Origin of the sequence: Paenibacillus sp. BIC5C1, assembly GCF_032399705.1 — a bacterium.
Lineage (GTDB): Bacteria > Bacillota > Bacilli > Paenibacillales > Paenibacillaceae > Paenibacillus > Paenibacillus taichungensis_A.
The window spans coordinates 4,850,096-4,869,816 of record NZ_CP135922.1; the positions used below are offsets into that span (position 1 = coordinate 4,850,096).

The following is a 19,721-nucleotide window of genomic DNA, read 5'->3' on the forward strand; positions in this document are numbered from 1 at the left end:
TTAATTCCTCCCGGCAATGCGCTCCGCCGCAATCGAAAGCAACCGGCGAGCCACCTCTTCCTTGGCCACCACCTGAAGCTTTTCCACCAAACCTTCACGGTCATAGATGTGCACCGCGTTGGTATCTGTTCCAAATCCGGCACCCGCCTGGGTGACATCATTGGCTACGATCAGATCACAGTTTTTCCGTTCCAGTTTCTCACGTGCATACATTTCTAATGAATTTGTCTCCGCAGCAAAACCAATCAAAAATTGATGGCTCTTCTGCTTGCCCAGCGTTTCAAGAATATCTATATTTTTAATAAGTTCAAGCGATAATGTATCGCCTTTCTTCTTGATTTTCTCCGTGTACACTTCCTTGGGGCGATAATCCGCAACAGCCGCGGCCTTAACCACGATATCTGCATCATCCCACTCACCTGCTACCGCATCATACATATCCTGCGCAGACTGTACCGGGATCACCTTTACATTGGCTGGCGGCTGAACCTGGGTATTCCCCATAACCAAAGTCACATCTGCCCCCAGATCACGCGCTGTCGCTGCAATGGCAAAACCCATTTTTCCAGAGGAATCATTGGTAATATACCTCACCGGATCAATGCGTTCGATGGTACCTCCTGCAGTGACTACAACCTTTTTCCCGCTCAACAACGAAAGCTGTTCGTTACGTTCCCGTTTGGCAGACTCCTGCTGTTCAAAAAAACGTTCCACCACATCGACAATCGTCTCTGGTTCTTCCAAACGTCCTTTGCCCACATACCCGCACGCCAGTTGACCTTCACCCGGTTCAATCATCAGGGTTCCGCGCTCCGTTAACAGGCACATATTATGTTGTACCGCCGGATGATCATACATATGTACATTCATCGCTGGTGCAATCATTACCGGAGCAGTGGTCGCCAGCAAGGTTGTAGAGAGCATATCATCAGCCATCCCATGTGCCATTTTGGCAATCACATTGGCTGTTGCCGGAGCAACCAGAACAAGATCGGCCATATCAGCCAGATGGATATGCGAGACGACCGAAGGCTCCCGCTCATCAAATGTATCACTATATACCACATTTCGGGTCAAGGTTTGCAGCGTTAATTCGGTAATAAACTGTTTCGCGGAATTCGTCATAATGACATGAACGTCCGCTCCTTTTTGCACCAGTCTGCTGCATAATGTAGCCGCCTTGTATGCGGCTATGCCGCCAGTCACACCAAGCACGATTTTTTTACCGTTTAACATGGTTATCCCCCCGATATACGACGTTTATAATGATGAATAGAGAAAAAAATAACAACCTCGCGGTTGTCAAATAAATCCGGCTTGCGCCGTATGCAGTTGAAGAGCAGCCGCAGGCGGCTTACTCTTCTTCCTCTTCGTCCTGTCCTTTGATGACAACGAGCAGATCACCATAAATCTCTTCAAGTGCAACGCCAACCTGTTTATGGGATCTGGCATTTCTCAAATCCGTTTTCTCACCTTCACGAAGCTGTCTTGCCCGGCGGGAAGCGGCAACAACAAGGGAATACTTGCTGTCGACTTTGTTCATCATTTCATCAATAGAAGGATACAGCATATTTACAAAACACCTCTTTGCATTAGTATAATCACAATTCGCCGCCTGACGGAATCATGGTGCACCGCTGGATACACTAACCAGACTGGAGCTGCTCTACATATATACTATGACAGCAGCTCCACTGATTATCGCATTTCGCGGCGGCAAATGGATTATTTATTGATCTTACAATGTTCGGCGATAATGATGCTTTCTATTCGTTTACACGCCAAATCAATTTCATCATTAACGACAGCGTAATCGTACTGCTCCAGCAGACTGATCTCATCTACCGCGACGGACATCCGATGATCAATCGTCGCCTGACTTTCCGTACCACGGCCCTGAATGCGATCTTTAAGCTCGTCCAATGAAGGAGGCAACAGAAATACAAAGATCCCTTCCGGAAACTTCTCTTTCACTTTCAACGCGCCTTGAACTTCAATCTCAAGAATGATGTCCCGGCCTTCGTTAATCGTTTTCTCCACAAAATCACGCGGTGTTCCGTAATAGTTCCCTACATATTCTGCGTGTTCCAACAATTGATCTTCAGCAATCATGTTCAGGAATTCTTCATGGCTTCTGAAGAAATAATTGACGCCATGTTCCTCACCCAGACGTGGCTGACGAGTCGTTGCCGATACAGAATAAATCAATTCCGGCACCCGTTTGCGCAAAGCGCTGCATACTGTACCCTTCCCGACCCCAGATGGGCCGGACAACACTACCAGTAATCCCTTAGACATATTACACTCCATTTTATTCGTCGTTGTCATCATCTTTCGAAGAAAGACGATGGGCGACCGTTTCTGGCTGAACCGCAGACAGAATGACATGATCGCTATCCGTAATAATCACGGCGCGAGTACGTCTTCCGTACGTTGCGTCTATCAGCATATGACGGTCTCTTGCCTCTTGTATAATCCTCTTGATCGGCGCCGATTCCGGACTCACGATGGATATAATCCGGTTCGCCGATACGATGTTACCGAATCCAATGTTAATGAGTTTGATTGCCATAATCAGGTTCTTCCCCCTATACATGCGACTCTTTTGCCGAAATATGACCGTTCATTCGATATTCGCCGCTTGCTCACGAATTTTCTCCAGTTCCGCCTTCATCTCGACAACACGGTTCACCAGAGCCAAATGGTTGGCTTTTGATCCAATCGTATTGACTTCCCTATTCATCTCCTGAATAAGAAAGTCCAACTTGCGGCCTACTGGCTCATCACTTTTCAGCAGCTCCCTGCTCTGTCCAAAGTGACTCAGTAGACGCGTAAGCTCTTCCTCTATGTTAGAACGATCGGCAAACATAGCAATTTCCATACCCAATTTATGCTCGTCAAAAGGGAAAGAGCCTTCTTCCTGCATTTCCGTAAGCCTTTGTCTTAACTTGTTGCGATGATCACTCACCACAGTCGGCGCAAGAGCAAGCATCTCGGTATGCAGTGATTCCAGACGACTGACACGTCGTTCCAGATCACTGGCCAGATGAAGACCCTCGCGGGCGCGCATCTGCTCCAGACCGGATAAAGCCTCTTCCAACCCCTGCTGCAGGACACGCTCCCATTCGTCTTTCTGCTCTTCCGGAAGCGAACTCGTCCCATCCGAATGAACCATGACATCTGGAAGTGCCAGCATATCCATAATACTCGGTTTGCCCTGCATACCATAGCGGCTCTCCAATTGCTCTGCGGCCTGAAGATAGGCCCTGACCGCCTGCTCATTCAGAACAGCGGGAAGAGCCTGGTCTTCATCTTTTTCTTTCATCACATAAACATCAATCCGCCCACGTTTTAAGCGGCTCTGTACCTTTTTCCTCAATCCGTCTTCATAACACGTCCACTCTCTTGGGAGACGCATCATCACTTCGCAATAACGATGATTGACAGACTTGATTTCCAATTGTACCTTATAGCCTCCAAAATGAAAGGCGGATTGACCGTATCCGGTCATACTGAATGACATCGGCATCACATCCGTTACACTATTGTAATTGATTATTAGGGTTGAAACAAGTAGGACATTGATGCTCCGACTTCTCCCACACATATTGGGTCAGTTCGGCCGTCATACTATAGAACATAAATGGAGTCATTAAATAGATTCCTTTGAAATGTTTTGTTGCTACATCCAGAAGCTCCTTGGCGATTTTCACTCCCATTGCCCGACCTTCTTCACCTTCGAGACCAGCCATCCGGGAGCGCACTTCATCTGACAGCTGAATACCCGGAACCTCATTATGCAGGTATTCTGCATTTCGGCCGCTCGCTAGCGGCATCACCCCTACAAAGATCGGTACATCCAGATGCTTGGTCGCTTCATGCATGGCTACGATGAGTTGGGGATCGTACACAGGCTGCGTCATAATATAATCGGCACCGGAAGCAATCTTTTTCTCAAGCCGCTGTACAGCTTTATCCAGATGTTTCACATTCGGGTTAAATGCGGCACCGATAACAAATCCCGCCTTCTGCTTGAGCGGTTTACCAGAGAAGGATACGCCGTCGTTCAGCTGTTTGATCATACGTATAATTTCAAAAGAAGTCAGATCGTATACCGAGCTTGATCCGGGCAAGTCACCAAAACGTGCAGGGTCACCTGTTACAGCGAGTACATGATTAATGCCCAGAGCATCAAATCCCATCATGTGCGATTGGGTCCCGATCAAATTCCGGTCACGACATGCAATATGCACCAGTGGGCGCAATCCTGTACGATCCTGAACAAGATGGCCGAGAGCCATATTACTCATCCGGGTAACCGCTAAGGAATTATCAGCCAATGTTAACGCATCTGCACCTGCCGCTTTTAATGTCTCGGCGCCTTTCATAAACTTCGCAATGTCGAGATCACGCGGTGGGTCAAGTTCGACGATAACCGTATGACGTTGTTTGACCAGATCCACAATCGTAGGCTGCCCCCCCCGTCCAGATCGTTCATCTACATTCTCATGCAGGATAATACGCGGTTTCGACTCGGATGGATCAGGTTCCAGTATTGGAACAGGTGTGTATTCAACAAGAGCCTGGGCAATTGCCGCGATATGATCAGGTGTTGTGCCACAGCAGCCCCCGATGATACGTGCGCCCAGATCAGCGAATTGCACTGCGGTCTGTCCGAAGTATTCCGGAGACGCTCCATAACGGAACTGACCATCGACGTAATCCGCGGCACCCGCATTTGGGTAAACAGACATTGGGACACCGATACGGCCTGACACCGTCTCCATCGCCCGCATAATTCCGTTTGGACCGGAACGGCAGTTGAAACCAATGACATCAGCCCCTTGCTCACGCATGATTCGGAAAGCTTCAGGCATCGTATATCCATCCAGTGTGTGTCCTACATCCTCAACAGCGAACTGTCCAATTACCGGCAGATCACTCAGCTTGCGCGCCTGCAGAAGGGCGATATCCATCTCCTCGATATCATAGAAGGTTTCGAGCAGAATGCCATCCACTCCTTCATCGAGCAATGCAAAAATCTGTTGCTGATAGAAACGCTTCAATTCACTTGTTGATACGTTCGTCCGCTTTCCTCCACGAATGGAGCCCACCGCGCCCAGAACATACCCGTTTGCGCCCGCTACTTCTTTGGCGATACGCACACCGGCACGATTGACATCCTCCACTTTGGACTCCAGACCAAACTTGGACAACTTATCATAATTGGCAGAGTACGTATTAGTTTCATGAATTTCCGTACCTGCATCGCGGTAACGACGATGCACATCTGCCACCACTTCAGGTGATATCAAGTTCAACTCTTCATAAGAAATCCCTACCGGGAATCCCATCTGATACAGGAAAGTTCCCATTGCCCCATCCCCTATGAGGACCCGTTCCTGCATTACACTGCGTAAATCCGCCTTCATCCCTTTTCCCCCCGCCTGACTGATCATTTCATACTAATGTAACACAAAAAACATCTGAAAACGAAGAAAAACACAGGTTTTTCGTGAAATTCAGTCTCAATAACCATCCTGACAAGTAGGAATTCATATAACAGCAAAAAAAGAGGCCCAAAGGCCTCCTCATTTAAACGTATTCTTTACGAAGTGACTCCTTTGAAAACAACTTCAGCAGGACCAGTCATGTACACGTGATTGTCAGCTTCGCTCCACTCAATATGAAGATCCCCGCCCTTGAGGCTGATCACCGCTGTACGATCCGTATGCCCGTTCAGAACGGATGATACCAGTGTTGCACAAGCTCCGGTTCCACAGGCCAGTGTTGGTCCTGCACCGCGTTCCCATACACGCATGTCCACATATCCGCGATCGCGAACCGTTGCGAACTCTACATTGATTTTTTTCGGGAACATGGGATGAACCTCAAGTAATGGCCCCCATGTAGAGAGATCAAAATTCACAGCATCATCCACATAGATGACTGCATGAGGATTACCCATGGAGACTGCCGTAAATTTAAACTCCTGTCCATTTGCTTCAATGGAATGATTCACCACCGGATTGGCATCGACGGTGGTTGGAACCTGAAGTCCATTCAGAATAGGTTCTCCCATATCCACTCGAACAGTTTCCACTTTACCATTACGAATGTTCAAGCTTACGGGTTGTACACCCGCACCGATGGTTTCAATCGTAATCTTTTCTTGGGTCACATGACCGTGATCATATACATATTTGGATACACAGCGTATGGCATTGCCACATTGCTCTGCTTCCGAACCGTCCGAGTTCATGATGCGCATCTGAAAATCCGCCTTCTCTGAAGGCAGTATATATACCAGGCCATCCGCACCGATGCCGAAGAAACGGTTGCACCATTTTACAGCCAATTCAGCTGCATCAGCCGGAAGCTGTTGTTCTCCAAATACAACAATAAAATCGTTGCCGAGTCCGTGCATTTTTGTAAATTCCATAACCTTGCCCACTCCTTTTGGCAGTCTGCTGCCAAAGCGTTATTCTTGCTTCTCTACAGGGTACCCTGGGATATTCATATCCAGCATTCCCAATAAAAAAAGCTATCCTGCAAAATGCCGAGGAATCTCGCCTCGAATCATTTTGAGGATAGCATAACGAAAACGATAAGCAATTGCTATTGATTTTATGCCGAAAACTTTGTACTTTTCGGTACGAAGCGCCCAGGGCCCATACGGCGACGGTTGCGACGACCTCCCCACACACTGCCCACTCCCATGAGGAAGGTTGGAATACCTGCGGCAACGATGGAAATGGCCCATTCACGCATACCCAGGGGCACGGTTTTGAAGATAGGCTGCAACGGCTCTACATACATGACTGCCAGCATCAGCACGATGGATGAAATGACTGCAAACACCAGATATTTATTCTGCAATGGATTCCGGTGGAAAATGGAGCGGGAACTACGGCAGTCAAATACATGAATGAGCTGTGCTAAAACGAGCGTAGCAAAGGCAACAGATTGAGCTTTGATGAGCTGACCCGGTTGATCTGGCGCCGCCTGTAAGGTAAGCCAGAAGGCCCCAAGTGTACAAAGCCCGATCAATACACCCCGACTGACAATTTTCCAGCCCAGTCGTCTGGCAAATATATTTTCCTTAGAGCCGCGCGGCTTGTGTTCCATCAGATCTTTTTCCGGCTGATCCACACCGAGCGCCATTGCTGGCAAACCATCCGTCACCAGGTTGACCCACAAAATCTGGATCGGCACGAGTGGCAAAGGTAATCCCATCATCATCGCGAAAAACATCGTTAAAATCTCGCCTACATTCGATGCCAGCAAATACCGGATAAACTTGCGGATGTTCTCATAAATATTACGCCCTTCTTCAATTGCAGCTACTATTGTAGAGAAATTATCGTCACTCAGAATTAACGCCGATGCTTCCTTCGTCACATCCGTGCCTGTTATTCCCATTGCAATACCGATGTCTGCTGCTTTAATGGCTGGTGCGTCGTTGACGCCATCTCCAGTCATCGCTACGACATGTCCTTTGCGCTGCAATGATTTTACAATCCGCAGTTTGTGCTCAGGCGATACTCGTGAGAACACGTAAATGCTCTCCACCTGTTTATCCAGTTGCTCATCCGTCATGCCCGCCAATTGTTGTCCACTAAGTGAAGCCCCACCCCGTGGAAGAATACCCAGTTGCTGCGCAATAGCCTCTGCTGTCGTGCCATGATCGCCGGTAATCATAACGGTACGTATGCCTGCTCTGCGACAAGTCGCAATTGCATCCCGTGCTTCACGCCGCGGTGGATCAATCATGCCTGCAAGCCCGACAAAGACGAGTTGGTTCTCGGCAGCATGTTCATTCTCCACTTTTTCATCCGGCTTTACATCGCGGTAAGCCATACCGAGAACCCGCAGTGCAGAACCAGCCATACTCTCGTTTGCCGCCATGACTTTCTGCCGCAGCGTTCCTGTGAAAGGCACAACATTACCTTCCCACAAAATGTGGCTGCATTGCCCAATCAGAACATCCGGTGCACCTTTGGTGTAGATCATGCGCCCACCCTGATGATGAACGAGGACGGACATCCGCTTCCGATCAGAATCGAACGGAAATTCCTGCTCACGTGCATATAACTCTTTGAGACCAGCCGGGGTAAGCCCCATTTTGGAGGCCAGTGTTACAAGTGCCCCTTCCGTAGGATCGCCTTTCAGCTCCCAAACCACACTGTCTTCCTTGACCGTTTCATTAACATGATCTTTCTTTGTATCTTTCTTTGCTTCTTTCTTGCTATCCTTATTTGTCTCTTTGCCTTTCTTTTTATTCCGCATCTCATCTGCAACACTTTCGATAATACTGGCATTATTACATAGTGCGCTGATCTGAAGCATTCTCCGCAATGTCTGGTCACTCTTCAGTTCCAAGGTACGACCATTCTCCAGCATCTGCCCTTCGGGTGCATAGCCATCCCCTGTGACCTTGATGCTGCGTCCCTCCAGCCACACGTCCGTAACCGTCATCTTGTTCTGGGTCAACGTACCCGTTTTATCCGAACAGATGACCGAGGCACAACCAAGGGTTTCGACGGAGGGAAGCTTGCGCACAATCGCTTTTCGCTTGATCATACGCTGTACCCCCAGGGCTAGCGCAATCGTTACAATCGCTGGTAACCCCTCTGGTATGGCGGCAACTGCAAGACTGACCCCTGCCAGAAACATGCCTACTGCCGGTTGTCCATGCAGAATTCCTGCAACAACAACCATGACGGTTAATCCGAGCGCCACAAAAATCAATATTTTGCCCAGTTGTTCCAGCCTGTGTTGCAGCGGTGTTTCCTGTTCCTCCGTATTCTGGATCAGGTCGGCGATTTTGCCCATCTCAGTATCCATGCCTGTCCTGATCACAACACCCTTGGCTGTACCGCGAGTGACCATCGTCCCCATGAATCCAATGTTCTTCTGATCTCCTAGCGGTACGTCATCCGCTGCTATGGGATGGCAATGTTTGCTTACAGGAACTGATTCCCCAGTGAGCGCAGATTCCTCCACATCGAGGCTATTTGTGGACAGCCAGCGCACATCGGCAGGAATACGATCCCCGCTCTCCACAAGCACGATATCCCCTGGCACCAGAAGTTTGGCTGCAAGATGAGCTTCCTGACCCGACCTCAACACTTTTGCCAGCGGGGCTGACAATTGTTTCAATGCACGAAGGGAACGCTCCGCCCGGAATTCTTGTACGAATCCAAGAATGGCATTAAGGACGATGATGGCAACAATCGTTACAGCATCCAAATATTCTCCAAGCAATCCGGACACCAGTGTGGCCCCCATCAACACCAGAACCATGAAGTCCTTAAATTGATTAAGCAATAATGTAATTGGAGATATGCGCTTTCCTTCGCTCAGCTCATTCGAACCGGCGGCCTTCCTCTTCTCTGCTGCAGTCTCTTCGGTTAATCCTTCCTCAAGACTGACGCCAAGAGTGTTGCGAAGCTCTTCAACGCTTAGTTGGTGCCACTTGGTATGTTCCATGCTTCAAAATTCCCTCCCAGTCTGTATTTCCTCTGTAAAACGTCACACCTACTACACCGGCTATGCTAATCAACAGGTTGTACTCAATGCCGGACAAACTACCTGCTCTATATGTATTCGGACAGGACCCCAAATAGCACCCGATGGCGAATCCTTTCCCTGATGGGCAGAATAAGCTAAAATAAAGGTCTGCGGTTATATACGCAGCGGCAATCCAATTTTTTGCTATACAAACAAATACGAATCTGCAACGGGTTCTTTTTTACATATCCCGGTGTTCATTTCAGTTATAGATAGAGAGGACGTTGAAAAAAATGGCATTGGACGGCATCGTAACACGAGCGATCGTAAATGAACTGCAAGGCTGCAAGGGCGGACGCATCAGCAAAATACATCAACCTAACGGCCATGATGTTGTACTGACTCTCCGTGCTCAGCGCGGAAATAGCAAATTGCTTATTTCGGCCAGCCCAACATATCCGCGTGTGCACTTCACCGAAAAAACGTTTGTTAACCCTACTGAAGCTCCTATGTTTTGCATGCTGCTGCGCAAGCACTGTGAGGGAGCGATCATCGAGGAGATCCGTCAGATTGGCATGGAGCGGATTATTCATATCGACGTGCGTCAGCGCGATGAATTGGGTGATGTTTCGGTCAAACGGATCATCATTGAACTGATGGGACGTCACAGTAATATTGTTTTGGTGGATCCGATAACAGGAACGATTCTGGATGGAATTCATCACGTAACCCCGTCCATCAGTAGTTACCGGGTCATTATGCCTGGATTTTCGTATACCGAACCACCCGAGCAGCATAAAAGCAATCCACTGGAAGTGAGCAGCACTGAATTCCAAAATAGCTATACTGCTGCTGAAGAAGAGGCCTCTCGCTGGCTGGTGAATTCATTCAGCGGTCTTAGTCCGCTGATTGCAGGCGAGATTACCTCTCGGGTATCTGCTAATAAAGGTGACGATCACGCTGCAAGTGAAGGTGAGGCTCGAATCGAAGCCGAAGCATTGTGGACTGCTTTTGAGTCCGTCATGGGACCTGTAAGAGATAATAGTTATGCGCCTGTGACTGGGCTGAACGCCAAAGGCAAAATGATTTTCTCGGCCGTTATGCTCCAGAGCATTCAGGACGCAGAGAAAACCTATGACACGATGAGCAAGTGTATGGAGGATTATTACGGAGACAAGGCCGAGCGAGACACGGTCAAACAAAGAGTGAGCGATCTGCTTCGTTTTCTGCAAAATGAGCGCAGCAAAAACATCAAAAAGCTGGACAACCTGAACAAGGATCTGCTGGAAGCCGACGATGCGGATAAATTCAGATTATGGGGTGAGCTGCTGTTTGCCTCCCTGCATCAGGTTAGTAAAGGAGACAAAAGTGTTGAGCTTGTGAACTTCTATGATGAAGATCAAGCCAATATTACCATTCAGCTTGACCCATTACTTACACCGTCTGACAACGCTCAACGTTATTTCAAACGATATAACAAATACAAGAACAGTCTGGCTGTTATTCATGAGCAACTTGGAAAAACAAAAGACGAGATCGACTATCTCGACAATCTGCTCCAGCAACTGTCTATCGCATCCATGAACGACATCGAGGAAATTCGCGATGAACTTGTGCAACAGGGTTATCTTCGCGACCGCAACAAAAAAGGGAAAAAGAAAAAGAAAAACGACCGCCCTACAGTACATCAGTTTACTTCATCGGAGGGAATTGAACTTCTTGTAGGCAAAAACAATCTGCAAAATGAGTACGTCACCAACCGTTTGGCTTCTTCCAATGACACTTGGTTGCACACCAAAGACATCCCTGGTTCACATGTCGTCATTCGCAGCACAGATTTTGGCGAAGCAACCCTGGAGGAGGCTGCCCAACTCGCGGCTTACTTCAGTCAGGCCAAAGAATCCAGCAGCGTGCCGGTGGACTACACCTTTATCCGACATGTGCGCAAGCCAAGTGGCTCCAAACCAGGCTTTGTCATTTATGACCACCAGAAGACCTTATTTGTAACACCGAACGAAGATCTGGTTAAAAGTTTGCCATCCACGATCAAAAATGGATAAGATGCTTGCTTTCAATCCTGTTAGGAAACCTAAAATCCCCCGGAACAAAAGACTGTTCGGGGGGATTTTTTTTGTTTCTCAAAAAACAACACGATAGACTTGAGTTGGTGATTCAGTTTATTGTTTTATTTTGAGTATAAATTCATTTTAATGTATAATAATCCAATTATGAAATCTATAAATAAACTTCTAAGGATGTGTCCCATGACGCTAAATATCAGACTAACTCAGCCTAATGATGTACTGCCATTGAATGAATTAATGCGTGAGTATGTCGTCGGTTTTTATAACAACCCCTGGCCTGGTGATCAGGCAATCGAGCTTTTGATCAAAAACCTGCTTGATCAGCAAATAGGTGTTCAATTCGTTGCAGAGCAGGATGGTGCACTCATCGGATTCGCTACACTTTATTTTACCTACAGCACGATGAAGGCAAACCGCGTTGCCATTATGAATGACTTGTTTGTGACGGAAGCTTGGAGAGAAGGCGACGCTGAGGCCAGACTGTTTGAACACTGTCAGCAGTACACACGTGAACACGGATGTGCTTACATGTCCTGGATCACAGCAGCAACCAACGAACGGGCACAGCAGTTATTTGAACGCCTTGGAGCTGCTCGGGGCACATGGGTGAATTATTCCATCACCTAGCCAACTATAGGCAATCAAAAAGGACATAGAAACATGGCTAGTGACTAACACTCACCCCATCCCTATGTCCTTTCTTTTTTCATATTCAATTTCAGCACGATGACATCCGATCCCTTATGCCCTAGTCTCATACAACATATGAAGAGAGTTTCCGAATCAAGACTTCCTGGCAGCAGCCCGGAGTTTATCGAGCACATCAATGGTTACGGTTTTGCTACCCAGATCCCCGTGGAATACTACCCCTTGTCTTATACCATGGTAATCCGAACCACCTGTTTGAATGAGCCCAAATTCCCGTGCCAACTCGGCATATCTGCGCTCTTCTTTTGGTCCATGATCCGAATGAACCACTTCAATACCGTCAGGGCGGGAGTCCACCAGAATACGACGAACCAATTCATCGTCTCCGTATAAACCAGGATGGGCAATAACAGCAGCACCACCCGCATCTTTAATCCACTGGCATGCGTCTCCCGGTGCAACTCGGGGAACCGACACATAGCCCGGCTGACCTTCAGCCAGATAACGATTGAACGCATCCCTCATATCAGCTGCATAACCTTTTCGTACCAACACATCGGCCATATGAGGTCTACCGATGCTTTCATCCGGCTCCAGTGGTCGACCAAGGCCATCAATGACCTCCTGCCAGCTGATTTCAAGTCCAAGCTCCTGCAGCTTGGCGATGATCAGATGATTGCGTTCTTCCCTCGCTTCCCGAAGCCCGCGCAGTCGCTCCAGAAATTTCTCATCTTCTGTATTCACATAATACCCCAGCACATGAATATCCTTGCCACCTGCTCGGGTACTGATCTCTACCCCTGCTACAACGTCAATCCCATACTCACGGCCAGCCTGCTGTGCCTCGGCTACCCCCGCTACGGTATCATGATCCGTCAGCGCCACCGCAGACAAACCTCTTTGTTTGGCGAGCTTTACATTCTCTGCAGGGGGCTGCATTCCGTCCGACGCTTGGCTATGGGTATGAAGATCACAACGTCCTTGATGATGATTCATAAATAACAACTCCCTTTAATCGGCTCATTATAGGTCTGACCATTGCAAGGTATTGCATTCACCATTCTTTGGATCAATCATGCATTATTCCGGCTCTGTATTTATTGTCCCTGTTCCGCTCGTCCTCCTGATGTTGTCTGCTCATGCTGACGCAAATAATTCAGGAATGCTACAGCTGACAAGGGAAGCAACGACGATTTCAGATGTATGGCGTAGAATTGTCGTTTGAACTCAAGCCCACGAATATCCACGATATGAACCAGTCCAAGAGCCAGTTCATGCTGAACCGACGACGGGGATAACATGGTGATCCCCACACCCGCTTCCACGGCGGATTTCACAGCACCTGTACTGCCAAGTTCCATCACCACATTCATGTCCTGCGGATCGATATTTCTCTTCTGCAGCTGATCTTCCATCACCTGACGGGTACCCGAACCTTTCTCCCGCAGTACAAATGCATAGTTCAGCACATCTTCCAGCTCTACTTCACCACGATCTGCCAGTGCATGTCCTGCCGGAACAACCAGCTTCAATTCATCCTGCATGACCGGCTCCACAATCATATCCGGGTGGTGAACTGGCGCTTCAATCAGTCCAAAATTAAGCTGATGTTTCAAGATATCATCCATAATTTGCGTAGTATTCATCACTTTCATAACGATCGAGATATCCGGGTATTGGCGAGCAAAAGGACCCAGCATTCGTGGCAGCACATACTCACCAATCGTCAAACTTGCACCCAGCTGCAATCTGCCTTGCAGCATCTGTGTGAACGCAGACATCGCCTCATCTGTCTGTCTGACCAACTCTACACTGCGTTTGGCATGAGGCAGTAATGTCCGACCCGCCTCGGATAATTCTATTTTCTTGGTTGAACGGTGAAGCAGCTTGGTCCCAAAATAATCCTCAAGCGATTGAATCTGCATCGTCACCGCAGGTTGTGTCATATGTAATGCTTGCGCAGCCGCTGAAAAACTACCCTTCTCTGCTACGGTATAAAAAATATGCAATTGATGAAAATTCATATCTTCGCCCCTCTTCTGTACGCTTTCCCCATTGTAGCCCATTTCCTGAATTCCAACAAAAAAAGCATGCAGCTTGTCTGCATGCGATGTAACCTGAATCTATCAATTCGAAAATATGGATTATTCCAAACTTACTTATGCTTGCGACTGTTCTTGACAAGCGTCATTCGTCTTGAATGTCTTAGCCAAGAATAATACGATTTTAAATCCCGCAGTTCAATTGTCTCGGACATTTTCCCCAGAAACGTAACAACAATCATCTTATGAAGCGGATTGCCAGCGATATCATATTCCCCTTCAAGTTCGGAAAATTCAGCAACCACGACCAGATCTTCATCGATCAGGTAAACATCCTGCTCATTACGGTAGTATGGTGTAATACGGTCCTGCTTCAGACACTCCCATAACCATGCCGCAATATGGTCATCATCATTACGTGCCGGCTCAATACGGTCTGCATACCGCATCTTGGCATGATTGGTAATGACGATGTCGGCCACTTTTTTGTCTCCAAGAGCCACGAAAAAAGGCTCGTACGTGCTCCAACGTTGCATCACCTTATCACGCATGGGAATCACTCTCCACCAGATAGGACTTTCTATCTATTTATTTACCCAATATATTACAACATAAGTCCTGTAACCTCAAGGCGTAACTTCAGATTTTTTCACAAAATCCAGTTTATGCATAATTCAATAAAAGAGCGGCCCCGAAGGACCCCTCTGGTTAATCGTTTCGAAATGTACAGCGGCAAAAATCCAATGCACATTCCCAAACCATGTTGTTATATCCCGTAAAAACTCGTTTTGTCCATCGTTTTGCTAGCATACTCTGTTTTGATCTCATTCCGGTAGGAACGTTCAACCTTGCGCACATAGGAAAGTCTGTTCACATTTTTCATCGTATCTTCAGCCCGCTCTGCATTAACATACATGACGACATAATGCATACGGCGGGAGATGTAATGAACGGTACCATACTTTTCGAGATTACGAGCCGCTTTTAAATCGCTGACCCATATAATGAATCCTGTCCTTTCCGCGAACATCATTTTTTCCCCGCCTTTCTATAGTGGAGACCGGATCCTCAGTAAGGTCCGGTCTGTCATGAATTTATTTTCTTATCGAAATCTTAGCTACAACCACACTTGCCCCCGCTACCGCAGCCACCCTTCGGATTTGGATCATTGCTCGGTACCTTAATGGTCGTTGACACGGCGAATGCAATCGTCTCCGACATCTGGAACAACATATCGTCCAACGCCTTCTCCGCCTGTTTGAAGCGGGCTACCGCCTCGAAACTTTCCAGTTCCAGCTCCAAAGCCTGAACCTGATCTTTGGCCGCGTGATAATCCGGGTGAAAATGCCCAAAACGCTGAGTTTCTTCAAATAGTTCCTTTTTGGCGTCCAGCTTGCGTATTCCCGCCTGAATTTCAGGACTTGTCTCCACTTGCTGCTTCCAATATAAATAATCCGATACTTCGGCTGATTGGTTAATCATGTCGCCCAGTTCATACGCGCCCGTTAACACTTGGGCCATATCGACCGTGTTCATTTCCGCTACGCTCATGAAATTCATCCTATCTATATATAAAGTTCTACTTAACGTAGACTACTTCATCATATCATATCCCCGAAAAGTTAAGAAGAGTTTTTCCTGCAAATAGAAATAAAGGGAACAGGTGATCTGCTTTGGTATAGTCAATCAAGTTTATGCATGGTTCGGAATAATAAGGCGAATCTGGTTCCATTCGTTAGGCGAAAAAGTACGACGTTCTGCGGGATCTGTTCCACCCTCAGATATGTACCAGCCCGTTAGTGTCCAATCTTCATGACCCTGAATCTGATCAGGGATAACATAAAAGATATGGTTGTCCAGCTTCAGACCCAGTTTTGTCTGCCATTCAATGGCTTTTGCAGCAATCTGACGAGCCGTAGACACATGATACCCTCGCCACTCGTTATGCCACATCTCCGGGATCTCTCCGTATCCGGGAAACAGACCCGATTGTTCCGTGATGGAATAATCCTGTTCATACGTGTGAAGTTTGGAATCGTCTTGAATGAGCCCTACTTTTCCACGAATATAAAAGAGTTCCTTCGGTACCTTAAGTCCATCTTCGAACTCATCTGCTCCGACAATGGATTCATCTGCAATTACTTCCGAATCTGTGCGGTTCAACTTCTCAAGTAATTCACTTCTCGATTCATATATCCATGTATCCTTTTTCTTGACTTTATCCGTTGCTTCATCCTGATCAACGTTCTGTCCAGCATCCATCTGAAGTCTTTCTGCCTCCTGTCCCCACTGCCGGATTGCTAACTCCACATGCTCAGGCACTCCCGAGCCAGCATAGCGTCTAAGGAAGTTTATCATTACATCCGCTGTAAGATCGATCTCTGATGCTGCGACGATTCGTTCCTTTGTCATCCGATATATGGACATTCGATCACGACTCATCAGTTCTGCACCAATTTCCAGAATCCAGCGGGCCTGGGGAGTTACATCTGGGGGAACCATAATTTCAAAGTCAGGTTGTACAAAAATAGTATTATTCCCCACATGTTCCGCCTCATCATCCTTCAAGTTCAATAAGATTTCAGGATCAATCTGCCAGCGATAAAAAAGCTCTCCCGCTGCTGACTCACCCACCTCCCCATATCCCAAACCTGCCAGAAGATCGAGCCATCCACTAATATGTGCTATGAAGGATGGTCCTCTACTCTCTCTACTTTCCATTGTTTCTTCCAGGCTGTCGTAGTCTATAGTTCCTGCTGTAATATTCAGCCATTCATTTTCCCGTGAAGCAAACATCAGCAATTGATAACGAAAATGTTGAAGTTTGGGCTCGGCTACACCATATCGGTCCATGCATACGCTATAAATTTCTCGGTGCATTGAAGACCACGGCAACGATAACCAGTGATAAAGACGGTCAGCTAACACATAAATCCGACTATGCACCTGTTCAATCAAACCCAGACTGAGCAGCAAATCGATAACAAAGGCCACATGGACTGGATACACATCCGCATGATCGTAGCGAATACCCAGTTCGGCAAAGTCTTCTGGGCCCAGAATCGTCATTCGACTTAATCGCTGTACCATTTTCTTGTGGATCGTTCCCTTACTTGTTAATGGAAGTCCTCCTTGCGCTTGACCTTCTCTTACCATCCAAGCCAATACATGCAGAAGCTCCGCAGCAATATCCGGCTTTCCCTCTCGAACAATTTTCATGTTCTGGACTTCATTTTCGGATATGAACTTAGCTTGTATCATGTCATCCTGTAAAATGTTCACTTTCTTCTGAACGAATTGCCCGACCCGTGCCCCATAGGCAATAGTTAACAAAGAAAGTATTGATTCTGGTATGTAATACAGGCGTTCGCCCCAAGACTTGCGCACAGCCTTTATCCACCCTTTGTGGCGAAGCGCTATAAACGCTGTTACCGCTTCAGCTCTGCTAAGACCTTCCACAGCCCATTCTGCGGATGTAAGCATGTTGGAAAAGGGTTGTCCGGCATATTTGCAGAAAATCACACCAAGTACCGCTCTTTCAACGCATGAAAGCTCTTTTAATGAATTCACATCCAGCTTACCTTGTGTATGCATTGCTTATCATGCCTTTCCCATTATTTTAATTAGAGGTGTACACCACTTTTTTATTGCAATTCATGAACGATTTTGTACTCATATCCTTGTTCGACCAGGAACATCTGACGACGTAATGCAAACTCCTGTTCCTTACTGTCTTCTGATACCAGGGCATAGAAATAAGCTTTATTTTCTCCGGACTTCGGCCTTAAGATCCGACCCAATCGCTGGGCTTCTTCCTGCCTTGAACCGAAACTTCCGGATATTTCAAGTGCAACAGCAGCATCCGGCAGATCTACGGCAAAATTGGCAACCTTGGATACGACAATTGTTTTGATCTCTCCGCGTCGGAACGCTGCAAACCATTTCACTCGCTCTTGTTGGGACATCGTACCCGATATAAGCGGTGCTTCAATTTCCCGGGCAATGCTCTCAAGCTGGTCCAAATACTGTCCGATGACAAGCGCTGGCATCCCCTCATGATGATCCAATATCCGTCTGATCACAGCTAATTTGGCCGGATTCTCGGCTGCAAGGCGAAATTGATGCTTCACCTCCGCTTCCACATAGTTTGATCGAAGCTCAGGAGTGAAAGGAATACGTATCTCCTGGCACTGTACATTCGCAATCCAGCCTTGCTGCTCCAATTCTTTCCACGGCATGTCATATAGTTTCGGACCAATTAATGAAAATACATCCTGTTCACAGCCATCCTCACGCACCAATGTTGCTGTCAATCCCAGTCTTCTCGTAGCCTGAATATCTGCAGTAGCCCGAAATACAGGTGCTGGCAGCAGATGGACCTCATCATAGATGATGAGTCCCCACTGGCGTTCACTGAGCAATTTGATATGAGTAAAATCAGCATCTTTGGATTTTCGATGTGTAAGAATCTGATAAGTAGCCACAGTCACAGGTTTCACCTGTTTTTTCTGACCGGAATACTCACCAATCTGTTCACTCGTTATCGTTGTTTTATCCTGCAATTCCTGAATCCATTGCCTCACGGATGTGGTGTTCGAGGTCAAGATCAGGCATTCACATTGCAAACGTTCCAATACAGCCATCCCAATAACCGTTTTGCCTGCACCGCAGGGAAGAACAAGCAGACCGCTTCCTCCCATGCCTTCGCTGCCTTCAAAAGCATCCACAGCATCTCGTTGATACGGGCGCAAACGGAAACCGTCCGAACTGTCGCCTAGCGTGTTTGCACGCCATTCAAACGGAAGACTTGTTCCTTCTCGATATCCCGCATAATCCAGCACCGGATAACCCAATCGGGTCAATTCCCGCTTCAGCAATCCACGTTGCTCACCGCCAAGCATAAGCTCATGGGGATCGACACGCTCCATCCGAAAAGCCGAGATGGTCTTCATACTGCTTAATTCATCCAGCAATCGTTCGTCTTCACTCACGAGACGCATTCTTCCATGATCTGCCTCTGGTTTCAGTTGCAGCTTCCCATATTGATGGATAATTCTCCGGATATCCTGAATCAGGGCGGCAGGAACATTCCAACGAGACACTGATTCCAGACTTGCTATCACTTGATCAGCACTCCATCCGAGTGCAGCCGCATTCCACAGTGATAATGCAGTGATACGATATGTATGAAAAGCTGCAGGTGTCTTCACCAGTTCGGCATACATCCCTATTTGAGCTCGGGCTTGGTCAAATCCAGGATGACCCACTTCAAGCAATATTGTAAAATCACGCTGGACAATGCAGGCGTCCGTTTTCTCCATTCCGTTTCCTCCCTAATTTGAAAATGATCTATATGTTATCTGATTAGCAGGCATCACAAAAAGTCCAGTTTCGGTTACTTCCGAAATTGAACCTGTATCGTACAACAGTTCGA

Annotated in this window: 17 protein-coding genes; 2 read left to right on the top strand and 15 right to left on the bottom strand. The window is 47.4% G+C overall.

Going from position 1 to position 19,721, the window contains the following annotated elements:
- The 8 genes from coaBC to RS891_RS21625 form a co-directional block, all read right to left on the bottom strand.
- On the bottom strand, nt 1–1,236 hold the full coding sequence (gene coaBC, locus RS891_RS21590) for a bifunctional phosphopantothenoylcysteine decarboxylase/phosphopantothenate--cysteine ligase CoaBC (protein ID WP_113053934.1): 1,236 nt from the start codon (nt 1,234–1,236) through the stop codon (nt 1–3).
- 118 nt (nt 1,237–1,354) lie between these two features.
- Nucleotides 1,355–1,570 carry a DNA-directed RNA polymerase subunit omega gene (rpoZ, locus tag RS891_RS21595; RefSeq protein WP_024631120.1) on the bottom strand — a complete coding sequence of 72 codons (216 nt, stop codon included), beginning with the start codon at nt 1,568–1,570 and terminating at the stop codon, nt 1,355–1,357.
- A gap of 155 nt (nt 1,571–1,725) precedes the next feature.
- On the bottom strand, nt 1,726–2,298 hold the full coding sequence (gene gmk / locus RS891_RS21600; protein ID WP_024631121.1) for a guanylate kinase: 573 nt from the start codon (nt 2,296–2,298) through the stop codon (nt 1,726–1,728).
- A gap of 13 nt (nt 2,299–2,311) precedes the next feature.
- Nucleotides 2,312–2,572, bottom strand: a complete 261-nt coding sequence (gene remA, locus RS891_RS21605; RefSeq protein ID WP_006209218.1) for an extracellular matrix/biofilm regulator RemA — start codon at nt 2,570–2,572, stop codon at nt 2,312–2,314.
- 51 nt (nt 2,573–2,623) lie between these two features.
- Nucleotides 2,624–3,523: a YicC/YloC family endoribonuclease gene (locus tag RS891_RS21610; protein WP_076288229.1), complete on the bottom strand. Its 900-nt coding sequence runs from the start codon at nt 3,521–3,523 to the stop codon at nt 2,624–2,626.
- Nucleotides 3,524–3,542: 19 nt separating this feature from the next.
- The gene (locus RS891_RS21615) at nt 3,543–5,432 is read right to left on the bottom strand and encodes a bifunctional homocysteine S-methyltransferase/methylenetetrahydrofolate reductase (RefSeq protein WP_113053933.1); all 1,890 of its coding nucleotides are present in this window, start codon (nt 5,430–5,432) and stop codon (nt 3,543–3,545) included.
- Between the two features lie 176 nt (nt 5,433–5,608).
- On the bottom strand, nt 5,609–6,442 hold the full coding sequence (dapF, locus tag RS891_RS21620; RefSeq protein ID WP_113053932.1) for a diaminopimelate epimerase: 834 nt from the start codon (nt 6,440–6,442) through the stop codon (nt 5,609–5,611).
- Nucleotides 6,443–6,627: 185 nt separating this feature from the next.
- Complete coding sequence (locus RS891_RS21625) at nt 6,628–9,492, bottom strand: cation-translocating P-type ATPase (RefSeq protein WP_315793138.1); 2,865 nt, start codon at nt 9,490–9,492, stop codon at nt 6,628–6,630.
- Between the two features lie 314 nt (nt 9,493–9,806).
- On the opposite strand from RS891_RS21625, the gene RS891_RS21630 reads away from it, so the two are divergent.
- Entirely contained in the window at nt 9,807–11,573 is a 1,767-nt protein-coding gene (locus RS891_RS21630) for an Rqc2 family fibronectin-binding protein (RefSeq protein ID WP_315793139.1), read from the top strand.
- A 204-nt stretch (nt 11,574–11,777) separates the two neighbouring features.
- A complete protein-coding gene (locus tag RS891_RS21635) occupies nt 11,778–12,224 on the top strand; it encodes a GNAT family N-acetyltransferase (protein WP_113053929.1) in 447 nt (148 codons plus the stop codon).
- A 156-nt stretch (nt 12,225–12,380) separates the two neighbouring features.
- Here RS891_RS21635 and RS891_RS21640 read toward each other — a convergent pair whose 3' ends face one another.
- The 7 genes from RS891_RS21640 to RS891_RS21670 all read right to left on the bottom strand — a co-directional run bounded on the left by RS891_RS21640 (nt 12,381) and on the right by RS891_RS21670 (nt 19,608).
- Nucleotides 12,381–13,241, bottom strand: a complete 861-nt coding sequence (locus RS891_RS21640; protein ID WP_315793140.1) for a PHP domain-containing protein — start codon at nt 13,239–13,241, stop codon at nt 12,381–12,383.
- Nucleotides 13,242–13,342: 101 nt separating this feature from the next.
- Entirely contained in the window at nt 13,343–14,269 is a 927-nt protein-coding gene (locus RS891_RS21645; protein WP_315793141.1) for a selenium metabolism-associated LysR family transcriptional regulator, read from the bottom strand.
- 131 nt (nt 14,270–14,400) lie between these two features.
- On the bottom strand, nt 14,401–14,838 hold the full coding sequence (locus RS891_RS21650) for a hypothetical protein (protein ID WP_063565592.1): 438 nt from the start codon (nt 14,836–14,838) through the stop codon (nt 14,401–14,403).
- Nucleotides 14,839–15,053: 215 nt separating this feature from the next.
- Complete coding sequence (locus RS891_RS21655) at nt 15,054–15,317, bottom strand: YlbG family protein (protein ID WP_063565591.1); 264 nt, start codon at nt 15,315–15,317, stop codon at nt 15,054–15,056.
- A gap of 83 nt (nt 15,318–15,400) precedes the next feature.
- Nucleotides 15,401–15,838, bottom strand: coding sequence for a YlbF/YmcA family competence regulator (locus RS891_RS21660; RefSeq protein WP_113053926.1), 438 nt, complete (start codon nt 15,836–15,838; stop codon nt 15,401–15,403).
- 141 nt (nt 15,839–15,979) lie between these two features.
- Nucleotides 15,980–17,881, bottom strand: a complete 1,902-nt coding sequence (locus RS891_RS21665) for a helicase-associated domain-containing protein (RefSeq protein ID WP_315793142.1) — start codon at nt 17,879–17,881, stop codon at nt 15,980–15,982.
- 50 nt (nt 17,882–17,931) lie between these two features.
- Entirely contained in the window at nt 17,932–19,608 is a 1,677-nt protein-coding gene (locus tag RS891_RS21670; protein ID WP_315793143.1) for a DNA repair helicase XPB, read from the bottom strand.
- Nucleotides 19,609–19,721: the final 113 nt, after the last annotated feature.